This window comes from Belliella buryatensis (genome assembly GCF_900188245.1).
GTDB classification, from domain to species: Bacteria; Bacteroidota; Bacteroidia; order Cytophagales; family Cyclobacteriaceae; genus Belliella; species Belliella buryatensis.
The window spans coordinates 201,161-222,557 of the sequence record NZ_FZOK01000003.1 but is presented as its reverse complement, the minus strand read 5'-3'; the positions used below and the strand labels follow the sequence as shown (position 1 = coordinate 222,557).

General features: G+C 40.1%; 18 protein-coding genes. 14 read left to right on the top strand and 4 right to left on the bottom strand.

Annotation, left to right across the window (positions count from 1 at the left end):
- Together aroC and CHB66_RS04595 are read right to left on the bottom strand one after the other, a co-directional pair.
- On the bottom strand, window positions 1-1,080 hold the full coding sequence (gene aroC, locus CHB66_RS04600) for a chorismate synthase (RefSeq protein WP_089238432.1): 1,080 nt from the start codon (window positions 1,078-1,080) through the stop codon (window positions 1-3).
- Window positions 1,073-2,524 (bottom strand): BatD family protein, encoded by a 1,452-nt coding sequence (locus CHB66_RS04595; RefSeq protein ID WP_089238430.1) that lies wholly within the window; start codon window positions 2,522-2,524, stop codon window positions 1,073-1,075. The genes aroC and CHB66_RS04595 overlap by 8 nt, the downstream gene beginning before the upstream one ends.
- Window positions 2,525-2,638: 114 nt before the next feature.
- Here CHB66_RS04595 and CHB66_RS04590 point away from each other — a divergent pair, with 114 nt between their 5' ends.
- Complete coding sequence (locus CHB66_RS04590) at window positions 2,639-2,830, top strand: hypothetical protein (RefSeq protein WP_076498608.1); 192 nt, start codon at window positions 2,639-2,641, stop codon at window positions 2,828-2,830.
- Between the two features lie 29 nt (window positions 2,831-2,859).
- Here CHB66_RS04590 and queG read toward each other — a convergent pair whose 3' ends face one another.
- Together queG and ruvB are read right to left on the bottom strand one after the other, a co-directional pair.
- Window positions 2,860-3,801 carry a tRNA epoxyqueuosine(34) reductase QueG gene (gene queG / locus CHB66_RS04585; RefSeq protein WP_089238428.1) on the bottom strand — a complete coding sequence of 314 codons (942 nt, stop codon included), beginning with the start codon at window positions 3,799-3,801 and terminating at the stop codon, window positions 2,860-2,862.
- A gap of 170 nt (window positions 3,802-3,971) precedes the next feature.
- Window positions 3,972-5,006: a Holliday junction branch migration DNA helicase RuvB gene (gene ruvB / locus CHB66_RS04580; RefSeq protein ID WP_089238611.1), complete on the bottom strand. Its 1,035-nt coding sequence runs from the start codon at window positions 5,004-5,006 to the stop codon at window positions 3,972-3,974.
- 151 nt (window positions 5,007-5,157) lie between these two features.
- Here ruvB and CHB66_RS04575 point away from each other — a divergent pair, with 151 nt between their 5' ends.
- The 13 genes from CHB66_RS04575 (at window position 5,158) to CHB66_RS04515 (ending at window position 21,008) form a co-directional block, all read left to right on the top strand.
- Window positions 5,158-6,219 carry an FAD:protein FMN transferase gene (locus CHB66_RS04575; protein ID WP_089238609.1) on the top strand — a complete coding sequence of 354 codons (1,062 nt, stop codon included), beginning with the start codon at window positions 5,158-5,160 and terminating at the stop codon, window positions 6,217-6,219.
- A gap of 31 nt (window positions 6,220-6,250) precedes the next feature.
- Window positions 6,251-7,021 carry a ZIP family metal transporter gene (locus tag CHB66_RS04570; RefSeq protein ID WP_089238426.1) on the top strand — a complete coding sequence of 257 codons (771 nt, stop codon included), beginning with the start codon at window positions 6,251-6,253 and terminating at the stop codon, window positions 7,019-7,021.
- Between the two features lie 136 nt (window positions 7,022-7,157).
- Window positions 7,158-7,580 carry an IS1/IS1595 family N-terminal zinc-binding domain-containing protein gene (locus CHB66_RS04565; protein ID WP_076498616.1) on the top strand — a complete coding sequence of 141 codons (423 nt, stop codon included), beginning with the start codon at window positions 7,158-7,160 and terminating at the stop codon, window positions 7,578-7,580.
- A gap of 166 nt (window positions 7,581-7,746) precedes the next feature.
- Entirely contained in the window at window positions 7,747-9,168 is a 1,422-nt protein-coding gene (locus tag CHB66_RS04560) for a porin (RefSeq protein WP_394335273.1), read from the top strand.
- A gap of 22 nt (window positions 9,169-9,190) precedes the next feature.
- Entirely contained in the window at window positions 9,191-9,454 is a 264-nt protein-coding gene (locus CHB66_RS04555) for a DUF4212 domain-containing protein (RefSeq protein WP_089238422.1), read from the top strand.
- A 20-nt stretch (window positions 9,455-9,474) separates the two neighbouring features.
- On the top strand, window positions 9,475-11,178 hold the full coding sequence (locus tag CHB66_RS04550) for a sodium:solute symporter family protein (protein WP_089238420.1): 1,704 nt from the start codon (window positions 9,475-9,477) through the stop codon (window positions 11,176-11,178).
- 89 nt (window positions 11,179-11,267) lie between these two features.
- Window positions 11,268-11,477: a hypothetical protein gene (locus CHB66_RS04545; protein WP_089238418.1), complete on the top strand. Its 210-nt coding sequence runs from the start codon at window positions 11,268-11,270 to the stop codon at window positions 11,475-11,477.
- Window positions 11,470-14,208, top strand: a complete 2,739-nt coding sequence (locus CHB66_RS04540; protein ID WP_089238416.1) for a sensor histidine kinase — start codon at window positions 11,470-11,472, stop codon at window positions 14,206-14,208. The genes CHB66_RS04545 and CHB66_RS04540 overlap by 8 nt, the downstream gene beginning before the upstream one ends.
- The gene (locus CHB66_RS04535) at window positions 14,201-14,557 is read left to right on the top strand and encodes a response regulator transcription factor (RefSeq protein WP_089238414.1); all 357 of its coding nucleotides are present in this window, start codon (window positions 14,201-14,203) and stop codon (window positions 14,555-14,557) included. The genes CHB66_RS04540 and CHB66_RS04535 overlap by 8 nt, the downstream gene beginning before the upstream one ends.
- 90 nt (window positions 14,558-14,647) lie before the next feature.
- Window positions 14,648-16,540: an acetate--CoA ligase gene (gene acs, locus CHB66_RS04530; protein ID WP_089238412.1), complete on the top strand. Its 1,893-nt coding sequence runs from the start codon at window positions 14,648-14,650 to the stop codon at window positions 16,538-16,540.
- A gap of 247 nt (window positions 16,541-16,787) precedes the next feature.
- Window positions 16,788-18,734, top strand: a complete 1,947-nt coding sequence (locus CHB66_RS04525; RefSeq protein ID WP_089238410.1) for a DUF294 nucleotidyltransferase-like domain-containing protein — start codon at window positions 16,788-16,790, stop codon at window positions 18,732-18,734.
- Between the two features lie 53 nt (window positions 18,735-18,787).
- Entirely contained in the window at window positions 18,788-19,408 is a 621-nt protein-coding gene (locus CHB66_RS04520; protein WP_245812668.1) for a 3'-5' exonuclease, read from the top strand.
- A gap of 466 nt (window positions 19,409-19,874) precedes the next feature.
- Window positions 19,875-21,008 (top strand): hypothetical protein, encoded by a 1,134-nt coding sequence (locus CHB66_RS04515; protein ID WP_141107368.1) that lies wholly within the window; start codon window positions 19,875-19,877, stop codon window positions 21,006-21,008.
- Window positions 21,009-21,397: the final 389 nt, after the last annotated feature.

Genomic DNA, 21,397 nt, shown 5'->3' with positions numbered 1-21,397 from the left:
TTACAGTTTGTTTGTACGACTGATCAAAAGGTAGTCAGCAAGAACTAAAGCAGCCATGGCTTCCACAATTGGGACAGCTCTAGGTACCACGCAAGGATCATGTCTGCCTTTTCCTGATACGGTCACTGACTCGCCTGCTTCGTTGACAGAATCTTGATCTATCATAATTGTAGCTACAGGTTTGAAAGCCACATTGAAATAGATATCCTCGCCATTAGAAATACCTCCTTGAATGCCTCCGCTATGGTTAGTTTTAGTGCGAACTTTTCCTAATTCATTCGTGTAGAAGCTATCATTATGCTCGGAACCTTTCATTTTGATACCTTCAAACCCACTTCCGTATTCAAAACCTTTGACAGCATTGATACTCAGCATGGCTTTGCCTAATTCAGCATGGAGCCTATCGAATACTGGTTCACCTATCCCTGCTGGTACCCCCTTTGCTACACAGGAAACAACTCCACCGATTGTATCTCTAGATTTTCTGACGCTATCTATAAGTTCGATCATCTGCTCAGCCATTATTGGATCAGGACACCGAAGAATGTTGTCTTCTGTCTTAGATAGGTCTAGATCTTGATAGGACTTATTCAGTTTAAGTTCCCCAACCTGACTCACATAAGCATCTACACTGATGCCGTAGTGCTTGAGAAACATCTTAGCTATAGCTCCCGCAGCTACCCTTGCAGCGGTCTCTCTTGCACTACTTCTACCTCCTCCTCTATAGTCTCGGATCCCGTATTTTTCGAAATAAGTAAAGTCAGCGTGTGAAGGTCTGAATTTATCTGCGATATGCCCATAATCTTTACTTTTCTGGTCAGTATTCATGATGACCATCCCGATAGGCGTACCAGTACTCTTTCCCTCAAATACTCCAGATAGGATTTGGAACTCGTCTTCTTCTTTTCTTTGGGTAGTGATTTTGGATTGACCTGGCTTTCTGCGCTGCATTTCATTTCTGATGAAATCTTCATCAATTGCCAATCCGGCTGGGCAGCCTTCAATAACTACCCCTAGCCCCTTACCATGGGATTCCCCAAAGGTGCTTATTTTAAATATTTTTCCGAATGAATTACCCATTACTCTTTTTCACGATCAGGACAGCAATCAGAATCACCGAAGCCGCCAATAGTATATTGATAAAGATGGAAAAATAAGATTTATATCGCTGGTTTGAAAGTTTATTACTTTCTACTTCGATCAAATCATAAATACCCCCCAATCTTTGATTAGAAATGGCCTGATTAACCTTAGATTCTCCTGTGATATTCAAAACAGCTTGCGGACGGAGTGTATCATACTTAGCAAGCCTTGGGTTGAAATATATCCACTCAAAATGATCAGAAAGCTTTACTTCCCCCGGTTCATTGACCGTGAGATAATAGCTGAATTCTTTGATACCAGTGACTCTACCCATCCCTTTATTGACTTGCTGCCTTACGTTGGGGTCGTAAGTGTTGAGTTTTTGAATTTGCTTTGTGCGGGGTTTGGAGATAGAATTTACATTACCCACACCAGAAATACCGAAGTTATAGGTGATCCCTTCACCTGTTTCCACATTTTTTTCCTTGAAGTTTTCTCTAAGTTGGAATTCACCCACACTGATTTCATTTCTCAATGGATGGGGGGGAAGTGGCTTTACCTTAATAGACTTGGCTGCCGAATAGAATGTCTTATAGTCTTCCAGTCTGTTAGCTCCGAAGAAAGTTGGGTTTTTGGCTACCCGGTATTTGATCATTTCCCAAGAGATAGATGGAATGGAAATTTCTCCATCTGAAAAAGGGAAAAAGCTGGCTTCATACACTTTATATTTGATCCAGTTTTTGCCGTTGATATTGACTCTCTCTGGTTGGATGCTGGTGATATTGAAGTTCTCCTCCCAAGCATTGCTAGGTTTCAGTTTTTTGAGAATATTATCCAACTGTCGACCTGGCTCATAAAATTGGAAAGGAGCTTGGTTCTGTTCAGACATGTAAAATGCCAAGCTGACATTCACCCCTTCACCTACAAAAATCTCTGATTTATCTACAGAAGCTGCAAAAAATGCTTCGTCATCAATCTCAATAAATTCTGGTTCTTCTCTATTTCCCCTACCAAAAAGATCATCAAAAGGGTCAAAAGTATTAGACTGTCTCTGAGAAGCACGGGCATCTACTACAGTGATGGTTTTACCCTGTGAGGAATAATCATTACCATTGATTTTTACAGTAAATCTTTCTAATTGAAATTCTCCCCTTCTGCTTGGCTTATAGTATTGGATAATGCTATTGGTTGAGCTCATCTGTCCATTGATGATATTCATGGAGGAGGACTGCTGAATCCCCTGTTTTTGAAAACCCAAAATCTCAGGAAATTGGTCGTAAGATTTTATTTTATCATCAGAAATGGTTACTTTAATGCTGAAGGTTTCATTGAGGGCAATCTCACTCGGGCCAAGTTCAATTTTCACCTCTTGTGCCAAAACATTTAAGGAGATAATGCTTAAAATCAATACCAGAACCCAATAGGCCTTCGTTCTAATCATAGTGTTTGTTTATTATGACTGCAAATTAACTTTATATTTTATACGCAACAAACGATATGTAGTATCGTATGGGTATAAAGTTGTTTCTGTTTAACCAATAATTAATTTTGAGCCATGCTAGAATATGTTAAGACTGTCTTGATGAAAGTGAGTTTTGACAAAGCGCTCTTCGAAAAAGAGCTGAGAAAAAGCCTTAACTTGATTCTGCCTGCAGAGATCAAAGAATTTAAGGCCTGGTGTTACAGGACATTCGCTAATATGTACGAATCTGTATTGAATAAATATTTTGTCAAGCTCGCTGGCTGAACATCTAAGGCTCCCCAAAAAGGAGCCTTTTACTTTTTAACAAATGAAATATTTCTCCTCAATCCCTCTAATTTTGGTCGCTTTACAGCTGATTTTTGAAATACCTTATTGAAAGTTTCTTGCGTGATCTCTTCCCAATCTTTTTTTGAAAATGACATTAATTCAGGATGGGGATTGAATTCAGGCTCTTGATGTGGTTTGGAAAATCTATTCCAAGGGCATACATCTTGACAGATATCACATCCAAAAACCCAATTTTCAAATTTACCTTTCACTTCTGTGGGGATTTGATCCTTGAGCTCAATTGTGAAATATGAAATACATTTTGATCCATCCACTACTCCAGGTTTGACAATGGCATCTGTGGGACAAGCGTCAATACATTTTGTACAGGTTCCACAATAATCTTTTGCCATCGGAGTATCTGGGCTAACTTCCAAGTCAATGATCAATTCTGCCAAAAAGAAAAAACTTCCCATTTGGCGGTTGAGCAAAAGGCTGTTTTTCCCTGTCCATCCCAAGCCGGATTTTTGTGCCCATTGTCTTTCCATTACTGGCGCAGAATCTACAAAAGCCCTTCCCCCAATTTCTCCTATTTCTTCGTTTAATTTTTGGAGAAAATCTCTCAACTTGTCTTTGATCACAAAATGATAATCTTTGCCATAAGCATATTTTGCGATTTTGTAATCCTGGGGATCTTCACTCAATTTTTTTGCTGGATAATAGTTGTAAATCAAGCTTACCACAGTTTTTGCCCCTTCAACCAGCTTGGTTGGATCAAGTCTTTTGTCAAAATTGTTTGCCAAATAACCCATTTGGCCATGATAATTTTGATTGAGCCAATTCTCAAGTCTTGGCGCTTCCTCTTCCAAAAATCCAGCTTTGGAAATACCACAAAAGTCAAAGCCCAGGTTTTTGGCCTGGGTTTTTATAATTTGGGCATACTTGTCTTTGGAATATAGTAAACTCATTTAATTTTATATGATGATTATCCGCTATCACGCAAGTGAATGTGTTTTACAAGATTTAAACATCACTTTAAGACCAATATCCATGAATATCGAATGTCAATTAATATCTGGATTTTAAATATCCCTTTTCTATTTCCTTAATGGTGTCATTGCTGACATAAATTTTTTAATTAAGAAAATAAGCTTCCTGTTTCACTACCAAAATTCGGTTTGATTTTGAGATGCTTATAGGCCAATTCTGTAGCCATCCTACCTCTTGCAGTACGTTTGAGGTACCCTTCTTGAATCAAAAATGGCTCGTAAACCTCCTCAATAGTCTCCGCCTCTTCCCCACAAGCAGTAGCAATGGTGCTTAATCCGACTGGACCACCTTTGAACTTTTCTATGATGGTCATCAAGATTCTATTGTCCATCTCATCTAGACCATTTTCATCTACATCGAGTGCATTCAGTGCGAATTTTGCGATTTCCAAGGTAATGGTTCCATTGCCTTTGATTTCAGCAAAGTCACGGGTTCTCCTAAGAAGCATGTTTGCGATTCTAGGCGTACCACGGCTCCTTCTTGCTATTTCAAATGCCGCAATTTCATCTATGGGTGTTTGAAGAATACTAGCCGACCTGATCACAATGTCAGTCAATAACTTTGCATCATAATATTCCAATCGGGAATTGATGCCAAACCTTGCCCTCAAAGGTGAAGTGAGCAATCCTGATCTGGTCGTAGCTCCAATAAGAGTAAATGGACTCAAAGAAATCTGCACCGAACGGGCATTTGGGCCAGAATCAAGCATGATATCGATCCTAAAATCCTCCATAGCAGAGTATAAATATTCCTCAACAATAGGATTGAGTCTATGAATTTCATCAATAAAAAGCACATCGCCCTCTTCAAGATTGGTCAATAGACCTGCCAAATCAGAAGGTTTATCCAAAACTGGCCCTGAGGTGATTTTTATTCCTGCTTGGAGCTCGTTTGCTATAATATTACTTAAAGTAGTCTTTCCCAAACCTGGAGGGCCATGCAGCAAAACATGATCCAGAGGTTCTTGCCTGCGCTTAGCAGCGGCCACAAAGATCTTAAGATTTTCTACGATTTTAAATTGTCCTGTAAAGTCGTCAAAACTCAAGGGTCTCAGTGCTTTTTCGATTTCTTTGTCCGAAGAACTCAGATGATCCGAATCACCACTCAAATAATCTTCTCTCATACTTCCTACTTGTCTTGTTACAAATATAGAAAAATCAATGAAGGCATGAATCTTTGTTCCCCATTCAAACTTGCAATGAGATTGCAATTCAATGACCTTTGTCGCCCATGATTTTGAAAAAATAGCATTAACTTTCGCAAAAATTCCAGATATGCGTAGTAATGCCAATAAAAATATCATCTATTCCATCATTTTACTCCTTTTGGTAGCGATTGTTTATCTATACAGAGAAAATCAAAAAAAACCAGTAGAGCAAGAGGTTGAAGTAACTACAGGAAAAATATCCTTCGCTGGAAACACCATGGGGACGAGTTATAGGGTAGTCTATTTGGATGCTGAAGAGCGAAATTTTAAAGCACAAATTGATTCGATCTTAATTATAGTCAATGAATCACTTTCTACATACATTCCAAGTTCTGAGATTAGCCGTTTCAATCAAAAAGACACCTTATTTTTTGACCTGCCCTATTTCTTACCGGTATTAGAAGAAAGTAAAAGCATCTATGAAATGACCTCTGGTGCTTTCGATCCCACTGTTGGTCCATTGGTTAACCTTTGGGGTTTTGGACCAGGGGGTCCTCAATTAAAAGACAGTGTAAATGTAGATGGCATGGTCTCTTTGGTGAACTTTGGGGCCATTCAATTTGATGATCAAAAAGCTTGGAAGCCAAGATCGGAGATGTATTTAGATTTTTCTGCAATTGCAAAAGGATATGGGGTAGATGTGTTGGTGGATTATCTATTGAATCAAGGCATAGAAGACATGCTGATAGAAATTGGAGGGGAGTTGGTCGCCCGTGGAGTCAATGAATCTGGAGAGCTTTGGAAAGTAGGAATAAGTACTCCAAATGAAGATAGCCCAAGCGATGAATTGTTTGGAATCATAGCACTCAATAACCAAGGACTAGCCACCTCTGGTAATTATAGAAACTTCTATGAAGTAGATGGGGTGAAGATTTCCCACACCATTAATCCCAAAACAGGTCGACCTGTCCGGCATGGATTGCTCAGTGCAACAGTAGTGGCTGAAAATTGTATGAAAGCCGATGCTATTGCCACGGCATTGATGGTCATGGGAACTGATGAAGCTATTGCTTTGCAAAAGCAAAAGGGAGGATTTGAGATCTACCTGATTTATAATGACGAAAATGGAGAAATTAAGTCCTATGCCAGTGAAGGCATGAAGCCTTATTTATCTTTTTCCGTGAATTGACCCATCATCCAACATACCCAAGACATCACTCATGTTAACCAATTTTCTTTTACTCTTTTTCACGGCCATGATCGCAGGGGGTCTGGCTTACTTTATTCCCAATTGGCAAGAACGCTATTTCAAACTTGTTTTGGTTTTTGCGGGGTCCTATTTATTTGCCATTACGGTCTTACATATTCTTCCAGAATTATTTGTAGGAACTGAAGATGCCACTAAGATGGGATTGTATATACTTCTTGGTTTCCTTTTGCAGCAGGTATTGGAGTTGCTTTCATCTGGGGTAGAGCATGGGCATATTCATCATCATGGGCATAAGCATGGTATAGAGTCGGGCGTATGGACCTTGATGATTGGATTGTTTTTACATGCTTTTTTGGAAGGAACCTTGCTTTCTCATGATGGAGTACTGGTAGCACATGACCACAGTCATCATGGGCATGATCACCATCATCATGGTAGTGGAAATTTGCTTTTTGGCATCATGTTGCACAAAGGGCCTGAGGCATTTGCTTTGGTAGCAGTCTTAATGACAGCATTAAAGAAAAGATGGGTTTTTGTGCTCTTGATCATTTTTGCCTTGGCTTCTCCTTTAGGTATGATTCTTAGTTCCTTTTTATTTGATACGGAGTTTATTGGAAGAGGTGCCCTCAATGTCTTCTATGGCATGGTGGCAGGAGGTTTTCTTCACATCTCTACCACTATTTTCTTTGAAAGTAGCCCTGACCATAGGTTTCATTTGAATAAAGTGATTATTAGTATCATTGCTTTTGCATTGGCCATATCGTTTGAGATGCTTGCTTGATCTTTTAAAGATGGAAATGAGTGCAATTTTCAGTATTATATTTGGTTATAGGCTTTTGTATATCGAAACTTAGCTATATATTGCTAATATATTATACTTTCGCTAAATTGATATATCAAACCCAAAATATGTGGATATGGAAAAGCCAATATGTCCAAAATGTGAGCATACTAAAATCGTTAAAAGCGGAATAGTTGGGGGTAGACAGCGGTTTAAGTGCAAAAAGTGTGGTTATCACTTCACTGTGAATAAACTCGGGAAAGCCATCGATAAATACTATGTAGTCAAGGCACTTCAGCTATATATCGAAGGAATCTCTTATCGAGAAATCGAAAGAATATTAGGTGTTAGCCATGTTTCGGTCATGAATTGGGTGAAGCAATATAAGATCAAAGCACCTGAGAGTTATGATTACAGACCAACTTACAAAGTCCTTAATCATACTGAATTAGTTAAATTTATGGCGATAAAAGAAAATCTCTTGGATACTGGAATGCTGATCACTGAGCTGGGCGACAAGTTTATGATCATCAAATGGGAAAGGTTTAAAAACCGATAATCCAAATAATATTTTTTTTCCTATACTAACTTAACGTATATATATGCTTGACTTTTCTTTTGTTGGGTAACTTTTCAATTTAGACTTCACTTGTTACCGGGCCTGGGCAAGAAAGACAACAATAACCCAAAGCACAATGAAACATCATTTCGCATGGCTAATAGGCATGTTCTTGATGATCTTCAGTTTTAGAATAAGCTATGCTCAAGATACTATTCCTGAGACAGTCTTAGCCAAACAAAAAGCTGGAGATTTCATAGATCATACTTACAAGCCACTTACCCTCAAGCTCAGTGATGATGGCTCTAAATATATTAGATTTCTCTTTTGGAATCAGATGTGGGCCAGAGTGACAGAAAATAACCCAGGAACTCTTGATGTATCTGGTAATCCACAAGCAACTTCCACAGACATAGGAATTAGGAGAGCTAGGGTCTTAGCTTATGCTGAGATTTCTCCAAGGTTTCTAATACTTTCTCACTGGGGGATCAATAATCAAACCTTCACTAATGGGGGAGTTCCAGGTGGCGGTCTTACGGGAAATCCAGGAGGAATCCCCGTGGCAGTAGATCCAACCACTGGTCAAGGCACAGCAGCTGGTATGTCCGCCAAGAAACCTCAACTCTTTTTTCACGATATTTGGACGGAATTCAAGGTGGTTTCAGAGCTCTATGTAGGTATGGGATTGCATTATTGGAATGGCATTTCGAGAATGACCAGCCATAGTACCTTGAACTTTATGGCCATAGATGCCCCGATTTTCAATTGGCCTCTGATCGAACTTACGGATCAGTTTGCTAGACAGTTTGGTTTTTATGCCAAAGGTCAAGTTGGAAAATGGGATTATCGTTTGGCATTGAACAAGCCTTTTTCCATTGGGACAGGTGGTCGATTTGACGAGGCCAATAATAGACCTGTAGCAGCCAACGTAATCAATGATAATTGGGCGACACAAGGATATATAGCCTATCAATTTTTGGAGAAAGAAAATAATAAGCTTCCATTTTTCGTAGGCTCTTATTTGGGTACCAAAAAAGTATTCAATATTGGTGGAGGATGGCATTATCATCCCGAAGCTACTAATTCCAGAAATGGAGCGGGAGCAATTCAAAACCATGATATCAAGCTTTTTGGCTTGGATACTTTCCTAGACCTGCCACTTAATAAAGCTTCAGGCACAGCCTTGACCACCTATGCAGTATTTTACCAGTATGATTTTGGGCCAAACTACATGCGTAATGTCGGTATTATGAACGTAGGCTTCGGTGCTGGAACCACTCAGAATGGACCAGGAAATGCGCAACCCACCATAGGAACAGGGAGTATTTTCTACACCCAAAGTGGCTTTTTGCTTCCAAAAGATATTTTGGGAGATAAAGGAAAGCTGCAACCTTTTGGGGCCTTGACACACAAGAATTTTGAATTCTTCAATGACAGCAGTTGGCAATATGATTTGGGGATGAATTATTATATCAATGCCCACCAAGCCAAAGTCACCTTGCAGTATAGCCAAAGACCATTATTTGAAAACTTCAATAGGTCAGGGTCAGCGGGAGAGTTCATATTACAAACACATATCTTCTTATAGCAACATTTAAAACCCAATAACCATGTCAGAAAATAAATTCAGTAAAGAAGCCTATTGGAAGAAGAACCTGAAAATACTCAGTGTGCTTCTTGTCATCTGGTTTGTCGTGTCCTTCGGATTCGGAATTCTTCTTGTCGAACCCCTCAATGCCATCCGCTTAGGAGGCTTTAAGTTAGGGTTTTGGTTTGCTCAGCAGGGCTCTATCTACACATTTGTCGTGTTGATTTTTGTCTATGTAGTTCGTATGAATATGCTCGACAAGGAATTTGATGTAAACGAAGAATAGGCCTCTAATTAATAAAAACAATGGATATTTTAACTTGGACATATATTTTAGTGGGCTTGTCATTTGCCCTCTACATTGGAATCGCTATCTATACGAGAGCAGGTTCTACCAAAGAATTTTATACAGCAGGTGGAGGTGTCTCTCCGCTCGCCAATGGAATGGCTACAGCAGCAGATTGGATGTCGGCGGCTTCTTTTATCTCCATGGCGGGGATCATTGCTTTCTCAGGTTATGATGGCTCAGTTTATCTGATGGGCTGGACTGGAGGCTATGTTTTGCTAGCCTTATTACTTGCACCTTATTTAAGAAAGTTTGGGAAGTTTACTGTGCCGGATTTCGTTGGGGATCGCTATTATTCCAACAAGGCTCGCGTAGTAGCTGTGGTTTGTGCACTCTTTATTTCCTTTACCTATGTGGCAGGCCAGATGCGTGGAGTTGGGATCGTATTTTCCAGATATCTGGAAGTGGATATCAATACTGGAGTGATTATCGGGATGTGTATTGTTTTTTTCTATGCTGTACTCGGAGGTATGAAAGGTATTACCTACACCCAAGTAGCTCAGTATTGTGTTTTGATCTTTGCTTTTATGGTACCAGCGATATTCGTTTCAATGCAGCTTACTGGAAATCCAGTGCCACAATTAGGTCTGGGTAGCACAGTTGCTGATGGCACTTACCTTTTGGATAAATTGGATGGGGTATTAGGAGAAATGGGTTTTGCTGAATACACATCAGGAAGAAAAAGTATGGCCGATATTTTTGCCATTACTTTGGCACTGATGGTGGGCACTGCTGGATTACCACATGTGATCGTAAGATTTTTCACTGTACCAAGAGTGAAAGACGCAAGGTTGTCGGCAGGGTATGCTTTGGTATTCATTGCCATCCTATACACCACAGCACCGGCTGTAGCAGCTTTTGGGATTTATAATGCCATCGAAACAGTAGCTGATAAGCCTGTCAATGACCTGCCAGAGTGGGTGGATAATTGGCAAAAAACAAACCTCATTACAGTCAATGACAAAAACCAAGATGGCATAGTACAATACACTGCCAACCCTGAGACCAATGAACTGAATATAGATAAGGACATCATGGTGCTTGCGAGCCCTGAGATCGCTAAGTTGCCCAACTGGGTGATTGGGCTTGTGGCAGCAGGCGGGATGGCGGCAGCGCTTTCCACAGCTGCAGGTTTGCTTTTGGTGATCTCTACCTCAGTTTCTAGAGATTTGTTCAGGACTTTCAGACCTAATATGACAGAGAAAAGAGAATTGCTGATCGCTAGAATTTCAGCAGCAGGGGCTGTTGGCTTGGCGGGTTATTTCGGTGTGAACCCCCCAGGATTTGTGGCAGAAGTAGTTGCGTTTGCTTTTGGTTTAGCCGCAGCATCTTTCTTCCCAGTGATCATTATGGGTATCTTTTCGACTAGAATGAACAAAGAGGGAGCGATAGCGGGAATGGTATCTGGCTTGGTATTCACCCTGGCTTACATTACTTTCTTCAAATTTGGGGTAACCTTATTTGGTTTGACACCTGAGATGGTTTCCTCAGAAAATTGGTTCTTTGGAATTTCACCAGAAGGAATTGGAAGTATTGGGATGTTGGTGAATTTCATTGTTTGCTACTTCGTTTCCAAAGTCACACCTGCGCCGCCTCAAAATGTACAGGATATGATTCAAGAAATCAGAATTCCGCGTGGAGCAGGCCAAGCTCATGACCATTAAGGATTGATTGTAGATTGATACAGGGAAGCTCTTTCAAGATTGTTGGGGTTTCCCTTTTATCCGTCATGCAAATGCTGTAATTTAAAAAGATGAAAGAAGGCTTAAAAAAGCAATATTTATGGGCAGTATTTTTCTTGGGAATGTTTCTCCTGAATTACCCTGTTTTGTCCATTTATGATATTCCAGAGATCTGGCTTGGAATTCCTGTGCTTTATCTTTTGGTATTTGCTTTTTGGTTTTTGATGATATTGCTAACCTATTGGGTGATCAAAAAAACAGACCAAGACAAGCGTGTTTAGTAATCTGCTGATCATATCGTTTACTTTTGGCTATCTCGCCTTACTCTTTGCCATTGCATGGTTTTCTGAGCGCACTGCCAAAAAAGGCAGAAAACTTTCAAATCACCCAGCCATTTATGCCTTGACTTTGGCAGTCTATTGTACCGCATGGACTTATTATGGTTCTGTGGGGAGAGCAGCTACCAATGGCTTAGAATTTTTGACAATCTACATAGGTCCCAGCTTGATAGCACCACTTTGGTGGGTGATCATGCGGAAGATCATTCGGATTTCTAAAGTTCAGCGCATATCCTCCATCGCAGATTTCATATCCAGTCGATATGGAAAAAATGTTACACTTGGGGGAGTCGTTACTATTTTCTGTTTACTTGGGATTTTACCTTATACATCCATTCAGATAAAAGGGGTGGCTTCCTCTTTTCAGATTTTACAGGAATCTAATGCTTCAGAGCTTTTGACGAATATACCTTTCTATCAAGACACAGCATTTTATTTAGCAATAGGACTGGCATTGTTTACTGTACTTTTTGGTACCAGAGATATAGAAGCGACAGCTCAGCACGAAGGCATGGTAATGGCTGTTGCTTTTGAATCTATCTTTAAATTGATCGCTTTTTTGGTGGTTGGGATATTTGTTAGCTTCTTTGTTTTTGATGGTTTTGCGGACATTTTCAGTCAGGCTGCTAGTTCCGGATTAGAACATCTTTTCGTCATGCAGGGGGACAATGGCATCTCGGAGTGGTTTTGGATGTCTGTATTGTCTATGATGGCGATATTATTCTTGCCAAGACAGTTTCAGATGGGGGTGATCGAAAATACCAACGAGAAGCACATCGATACAGCCATGTGGCTATTTCCGCTTTATCTCCTTTTGATCAATGTATTCGTACTCCCAATTGCGTTAGGGGGACTAGTCTATTTCCCTTTTGGAAGTTTTGAAGCAGATACTTTCGTTTTGGCATTCCCGATTGCATTCAATCAAGAGTGGTTGGCTATATTGGTGTATTTGGGTGGATTTTCGGCTGCGACTGGGATGATCATTGTATCTACCATAGCGCTTAGCACCATGGTAAGTAATAATTTGGTGATGCCTATTTTACTTTTCAATGAAGGTTTCCAAAAGAAATATCAACATAAATTAGGTGCAATTCTGATTTGGTCGAGAAGAACGGCTATTTTCCTGATCATCTTGGCGGCTTACCTTTATTACAAGGAGGTGGCGGGGCAATTTACCTTAGTTTCCATAGGTTTAATTTCTTTCGTTGCGATAGCACAATTTACACCCGCCATCATCGGGGGTATATTTTGGAAAAAAGGGGCTCGTCTCGGTGCTTTGGCAGGAATCATCGCTGGGTTTTTGATCTGGTTTTATACACTTGTGGTTCCTACCATGGTGACGGCAGGTTATGTTTCTGAGGAATTATTAACTGAAGGTTTGTTTGGGTTAGGCTTTCTTAGACCCCAGTCTCTGTTAGGATTTGATGAAATGAGCTATATCACCCACGGCTTATTCTTTTCCCTTTCAATAAATACTCTACTCTATGTACTGATCAGTTTATTTACATTACAGACTTCCAAGGAACATAATCAAGCTGTGGTTTTCGTAGATATTTTCAGATTTAGTACTTCTTTGGATGCATCGGTAATTTGGAAAGGGCAGGCGTATCTCCCAGACTTGAAAGCTTTATTGGTGAATTTCCTTGGAAGGGAAAAAACCGATGAAGCGCTCAATGAATTCAAGACTCAGACAGGGAAGGCATTGAGTCAAAAGAATTTTGCTGATCCTGAGTTAGTGAATTATTCAGAGCGTTTACTATCTGGAATTATTGGTTCGGCTTCTGCAAGAATTTTGGTGTCCTCGGTGGTTAAGGAGGAGGAGATTAGCATGCAGGAGGTATTGGATATCCTCAAAGAGACCCAAGAGCTCAAATCTCTCAATGAAGAACTCAGGGAAAAAAGTGAGGAGTTAAAAATTGCTTCCGAAAAACTGCAAGCCATGAACGAGGCACTACGACTGAACGACATGCTCAAGGATGAATTCATCTCTACGGTGACGCACGAGATGAAAACACCGATTACTTCAATCAGAGCATTTTCAGAAATTCTGCTTGATGATGATTTGCCTGAGTCAGAGCGAAGAAGGTTCCTAGATATTATCATTCAGGAAGCCAATCGTATGAGTAGGCTGATTGATCAGGTATTGGATCTAGAGCGCTTTGATTCTGGTAGGCAGGAGCTGAATATTGAGTCTACAGATGTAAGGATCATGATCTTAGAAGCGACTGATACCATGTATCAGGTGATGAAGGAAAAAGGCTTGGATTTCAACATTGAGCTTAATCTTGAAGACTTGATACTTGATCTTGATGAAGATAGAATCAAGCAAGTGATTTTAAATCTGCTTTCAAATGCCTCCAAGTTTGCAAAATCCAAAGTTGAATTATCTGCCGATGTCAAAGATGGATTTTTGAGAGTTGTGGCCAAGGATGATGGAAAGGGAATTCCTCAGGAGGAGATCCCTTACATATTTGATAAGTTTTTCCAAGCGAAAAATCAAACGAGCAAAAAACCTATCGGCTCAGGATTAGGCTTGGCGATTTCAAAGAAAATCATAGCCTATCATCAAGGTGAAATTGTAGTCAATAGAATTGGTGGAGAAACTTGCTTTGAGTTCTCTTTGCCTATCAATAAAGATGTTTTGAAATTAAATCAACTAAGTAATCATGAGTAAAATATTGATCGTAGACGATGAGCCCAATATTCTCTTGTCTTTGGAATATCTATTCAAGAAAGAGGGTTTTCAGGTCTTTATCGCAAGAGATGGAGAAGAAGCATTGGGGATTGTGGAGAAAGATCTTCCTGAATTGGTGATCTTGGATATCATGATGCCCAAGGTGGATGGCTATGAAGTATGCAAATACATCAAGCAAAAAAGCGATGCAGTGAAGGTGGTCTTTTTGACAGCTAAAAGCAAGCAGAAAGACATTGAGAAAGGTCTGGGACTAGGTGCGGACCTTTATCTCACAAAGCCCTTTGGCAACAAGGAACTAGTCAACAAAGTTAAGGGGCTTTTAGACTAATAAGCTCCTTATTTCTAAAATTTAAAAATCACCCCGATTCATCGGGGCTAAAATCTGAATTATAAAATTTTAAATCTAAAATAACTAACCATGAGTGATAGAATACACACCCTCAGCGGGTACTTCCATGAATACCAAAAATCAGTGACACAGCCTGAGGAATTTTGGGCGAGAATCGCAGATTCTTTCCATTGGAGAAAAAGATGGGATAAGGTGCTCGATTGGAATTTCGAAGAACCTAATGTAAACTGGTTTGTCAATGGAAAGCTGAATATTACCGAAAATATTCTCGAGCGTCACCTATTCACTATTGGAGACAGACCTGCGATCATCTGGGAACCCAACGACCCGAATGAGAAAGGGAGGACGATTACCTACAAGGAGCTTTACCACGATGTTTGTAAGTTTTCCAATGCGCTCAAAGCAAAAGGAATAGGAAAAGGAGATAAGGTGATCATCTATATGCCGATGGTACCCGAAGCAGCCGTTGCCATGCTGGCATGTGCCAGGATAGGGGCGATTCATTCTGTTGTGTTTGCAGGTTTCAGCTCTTCGGCATTATCTGATAGAATCATTGATTGTGGTGCAAAAGCGGTCTTGACCTCTGATGGGAATTTCCGAGGGAATAAGAAGATTCCAGTCAAAGCAGTAGTAGACGAGGCCATGGAAAAAGCTCCTGTAGAAACGGTCATCGTCTATCAGCGAACCAATCAGGAAGTGAATATGAAAGCCGGAAGAGACCATTGGTGGCATGATGTCATCGAAGGTGTAGCGGATACGAATAAAGCTGAGGAGATGGATAGTGAAGATATGCTATTTATTCTTTACACTTCAGGCTCCACCGGTAAGCCAAAAGGTGTAGTGCACACCACAGGAGGCTATATGGTTTATTCCAAATATTCATTTGAAAACGTATTCCAGTATTCCCCGGGCGATGTTTATTGGTGTACTGCAGATATAGGCTGGATCACAGGTCATTCTTATATTGTATATGGGCCACTTCTGGCTGGAGGGACTTCCTTGATGTTTGAAGGAGTGCCTACTTTCCCTGATGCGGGTAGATTTTGGGCAGTGGTGGAGAAGTATAAAGTGAATATCTTCTATACTGCTCCTACTGCCATTCGAGCGCTGCAAGCTTATGGTACAGATCCGATTGAGCCTTATGATTTGAGTTCACTTAAGGTCCTAGGATCCGTAGGAGAGCCAATCAACGAAGAAGCATGGCATTGGTATCATACCCATATTGGAAAATCGAGATGTCCTATCGTAGATACCTGGTGGCAGACTGAAACTGGTGGCATGATGGTTTCACCACTAGCGGGTATCACACCTACCAAACCTGCATATGCCACATTGCCACTTCCAGGAATCCAACTTTGTATTGTAGATGCAGAAGGGAAGGAATTGACCGGCAATTCAGTGGAGGGGAACCTCTGTATCAAATTCCCTTGGCCTGGAATGATCCGGACGACCTATGGAGATCATGAGCGCTGCAAGCAAACGTACTTTTCTACTTACAAAAACATGTATTTCACTGGTGATGGCGTCAAGCGTGACCATGATGGTTATTATAGAATCCTGGGAAGGGTTGATGATGTGATCAATGTGTCTGGCCACAGAATGGGCACCGCAGAGGTAGAAAACGCCATCAATGAACATCCATTGGTAATCGAATCAGCGGTAGTCGGCTATCCACATGAAGTCAAAGGTCAGGGTATCTATGCTTATGTCATTTGTGACATGAAAAATAGAACGGCAGACAACCTTACTAATGAAATCAAGGACACTGTATCCAAAATCATTGGGCCAATTGCTAAGCCTGACAAAATTCAGATCGTATCAGGCCTTCCAAAAACAAGATCTGGTAAAATCATGCGTAGAATCCTAAGAAAAGTCGCCGAAGGTACAGTAGATAATCTTGGTGATACTTCTACCCTCCTCGATCCTGAAGTGGTGAAGGAGATCATCGAAGGTAGACAATAGAGACCTTGAAATAAGATCCACGAAATAAAGTTGATATATGCCTCTTCCTATCGGTAGACAGGTTCGGCGAAATATTTTATTCGAAATAGATAAAATTGAAAAATATTTCTTCTTGTGTATAAAAGTGAGGTTCTAGTTATGCTTTATATCGCCGAGGTATATTTCTATAATATTTCAACTATATTTCAATCCTTACTTTAAAATCAATCTACATATAAACCACCTGCTTGCTGTATTTAAAAAGAATATGTCAAACGTCATCGTCAACCGAGTTAAGGAATTCCTCAATAGGTTCCCACCTTTTCATTTTTTAGATGAAAAGATACTTATGTCTGTGGCCAAGGCTGTAGAGATCAGGTACTTTGGAGCAGGTGAATATTTGTTTCAAAAAGGAGATCCAGCACAGGACTTCTTTTTTGTGCTCCGAGAAGGCTCGATTCATCTGATAGAGCAGGAGGCTAATGAGGGGAAAATTGTCGAGGTCTGTGACGAAGGGGATGTTTTTGGAGTATTAGCCTTATTGGGCAAGCGACCTTATATTCTCAATGCTTTGGTAAAAGAGGATAGCTTGGTCTATGCCATTCCGGTAGCTATTTTCGAAAAGGTCCTTCAAGAAAATAGCAGAGTGAGTCTTTATTTTGCCGCAGGGTTTGCCTCAGGACAGGTGGTAGTAAGAAGGGATCTTTCACAAGGTCAAAAGGCCAGAAGTGAGTTGAAGGAAGGCTCCAAGGACAATGGATTGTTGATTTTCACAGGGCAATCCGATATGAATTTTTCAAAGGATGTACTTTGTGTTTTTCAAGGGACAAGTATCGGTGATGCTGCAAAGGCCATGGCCGAAAAGGGAGTAGGTTCGGTGGTAATTACAGACGATAGTAGATTCCCTGTTGGCATCATTACGGATAAAGACCTCCGCAATCGGGTAGTGGCCAAAGGGCTCTCTAATGATGTCAAGGTGGAAGCAGTCATGACTACGCCTGTGATTACTAAGCGGAAGGATGCTGGTTTTGCCCATCTCTATTTGACGATGATTAAAAACAGGCTGCATCACCTGATTTTCACTGAAGATGGAACTGAACAAAGTCCCGTCACGGGAATTTTATCAGATCATGATATCCTACTCTCTCAAGGGAATAGCCCAGCAGTCTTGATCAATGCGCTGATGAACACTTGGGAGGTCAGTGAAATGGCCAAAGTTAGAGATCGGGCCGAACTACTACTCAAATATTATTTAGAGAATGAAGTTGCGATGGACTTTGTCGCCAATATCATTTCAGAAATCAATGACATCATTATACAGCGTGCTGTTCAGTTGGCCAAGCAAAAGCATGATTCCGAGCACCCGGAAGCGGCTAAGATTAAATTCTGTTTTCTTTCCTTGGGAAGTGAGGGTAGAGAGGAGCAATTGCTACGGACAGACCTTGACAATGCCATCGTCTATGAAGATGTTCCTGCAGAAAAAGAAGCTGCCGTTAGGAAATATTTGTTGCTGATAGCAGAAGAGGTCATTGAGATCTTGCTGGCTTGTGGTTTCCAAGCTTGCCCTGCCGATATGATGGCCAATAACCCTGAATGGTGTCAGTCGCTCTCACAGTGGAAGTGGTATTTTTCTGATTGGATATTGAGTCCCAATCAAAAAGCGCTAATGCATGCCACAATTTTCTTTGATTTTCGCCCAGTGTTTGGCCATAGGTCACTTTCAGATGCTATGACGGAGCATATCTATCAGGAAATATCAGGGAAATCAGTATTCTTAAATTTTCTAGCCAAAAACGCCTTGCTGAACCCAGCTCCATTAGGTTTTTTCAAAAACTTTATCGTAGAAAAAAGCGGAGAACATCGAGACAAATTTGACATCAAGTTACGCGCAATGATGCCGTTGACTGATATGGGAAGGTTGCTAGTACTCAGTCATCGTGTGGTGGGTATTAATAATACCTTTAAGCGATTTGAAAAGATCGCTGAGCTCGAACCCAATCATCGGGAACTGATGCTTGAGGCAGGCAAGGCCTACGAAATCCTGATGCGGATGCGGGCAATTGAGGGTTTACGAAGTGGTAACTCGGGCAGGTATATTCAGCCAGAGGCTTTGGGTAAGCTGCAGCGGCAATTGCTTAAGAATGCTTTTGCACCAATCGACGAACTACAACAAGTCATGCGGGTAAGATTTCAATTAGACTATTTCAATAGCTGATGATGGGTTGGTTAGATTTTTTATTTCGAAAAAAGATAGCAAAAACTGCTTTTGTGAAAGCATACGAAGCATTATTCGCTAAAAATATTCCAGATCAGCGACCTATTTCGCAATTGAGTTTTACTGTTTTGGATACAGAGACGACGGGATTGGATGTGAAGAAGGATTATATCGTCTCCTTCGGTGCGGTCAAAGTGAAAGGTTATCGCCTGCAACTCAACCAAAGCAAGGAGGTCTATCTCAATACACCCATTCAGAAAGCGGACGCTCTCAAGGTGCATGAGATCCTTTATCCTATAGAGATTTCACCTTTGAGAGATTTTGCTGAAGATTTTTTAAAATATGTGAGCAATGATATCATCGTGGGTCACCATATCGGTTTTGACTTAGGGATGTTGGAGAAGCTACTGAAGCAATATGGCTTACGTAGCTTATTGAATCCCGTCATTGATACCCAAGCCTTGGCGATGCGATTGGAAAAGGGGCCACATTATGACCCAAGGATGGGTAAGCGGGGGGAATTTGCACTTGATGCACTCTGTGAGCGCTATGGAATTGCTTTGGATGATAGGCATACTGCTGCTGGTGACGCCTTCCTCACTGCACAGTTGCTGATGAAGCTGCTGAAATTGGCTGAGCAGAAGGGGATCAGGACTTATGGAGCACTAGTTTGATTTCAGAACCTTAATAGGAGCTTTTTCTTTTAGGCAATTTAAATGCTTCTAATCCAGATATTAATGGATATTGGTCTGAATCAACCCATATTTTTACGAGCATCTGCTAATAGCACAATTACGTACTTGGAATCAATAAATATCTCAATAGCTTAAATCCATTAATATCGAAAAATACTATCCTTGAACGAATCAATTTTTTCAAAATTCCATCTTCCAACCCTTACCACTCGTGTAAATTTTAGAATTCACATAAAAATAATTTATACCAACTAATAGGCTATTTAATCTACCAAAAAGTCAATTTTTTTGAATTTAGTTTTGAGAAGCAAAAAGCAATGATTTTTTAAGCTTATAAAAGCTTGTCAAATTTCAAAACAATAAAAATGCTATTCATATACAAAAATTTGCTTTTAGAATCTTTTTATTTACTTTTCTACTCAAATTATAACCAAAACTAATTTTAATGATGAAGACCAATTTATTTAGTATGTTCCGAAACGGCATGGCTGTTTTGTTGAGCGCTGGGCTGCTTTTTTCATGTAGCCAAATCGAAACATTTGATACCCAGGACTTGAGCGTGGCTCAAGAGAGGATGCCATTTGCATTCAAATCAACTGATGCAAATGCAAGAATGCACACAAACATGTTTACATGTAACGATGTGATGACTCCTTTGATGGCAGGGCAAAACATTCCTGTAGGTGAAGTTCATTCTTATAATGACAACGATAATCTTTATGTACATGTAAGTATTGAAGGAGATTATACACAAGATTGGTTTATCCAGAAGGTAAACATGTTCATCGGTCAAGTTGAATTAGAATTCCAGCCAGTTGGCAATGGAAAGTCTAAAGCCAATAAAAAAGGAATCATCAATCCAGCACCGGGTAAGTTTCCTTACTCTTCTAATATTGAAACAGACCTGAGTTTAGGTGTTCAGGAGTATTTATTTACTCTTCCAATCGGAGAAGGAATGCAAGAATTTGGTGAGTTTGATATTGCAGTGCATGCTGATGTTGTAAGGGCGACAGGTATTACTTTTGAAGATGGAGTTGCTTATGGTACGCCTGTTCAATTTGAAGGAGCTTGGGCTGAAGGAGAAAGATTTAATCCAGAAGGTTTGGGTAATTGGTCTATGTTCTTCTCTTACAGCGTCACTGAATGTGAAGAGGGGGACTGTAATCCAAATTGGAGTAGACTGGTTGAGATTTCTGGTGCTAATGGGAATATTAATTATATAGCCGATCCAGAAGATGAATTGGAAGTGACATACACGGTTAACGGTGATAATGGAGGTAGAGTTGGAGAAGTTACTTTGAGAAGAACTGGGAATGCTAGTGATCCTAAGTTTATAGCTGTATTCACTGCAGATGAAGACTTTGAGTTTACGGATCTTTCTTTATGTGTCACAGACTTAGCTGGCGATGGTGAAAAATGTGTTACTGACTTTACAAAAGTAGATGGAGTCTATACTTTAGAACTTGATAATGCTCCATTTACAAAACTTACCTTTGAAACAAACCCTAACGGTAATATCAGAGTATTAACTTCAGGAAGTAAAGTTAACTTAAGTGCCGTTTCAAACGCATGTGAATAATTAAATTATAAATCATAATTTTCAAAAGCTACCCACCTCGGGTAGCTTTTTTTATATCCATACAAGCTTAAGAAGTTTTATATAAATACTTTCAAAATTCTAACTCTCTACTTTATCCAAATACAGAGAACTACCGATTCAAATACATATAGGACAATAAAATTATAACTGTCGTGAATGTTTTTACAACCATCTCGAAAACACCAGTGTTAATCGCATGAATTAAAATTAGATCAAAGCTGATTTTAATTATCTTAGGAACTATTTGAAGAATAGTAGAGAAACCTCACAAACTCTAATCAATCAAATCCCTAGTTGACCTTTTTGAGGTCTTCTAGGGATTTTCTATTTTCAGTATATTCTTCACTTTGAATTGCAAGAAATGACGT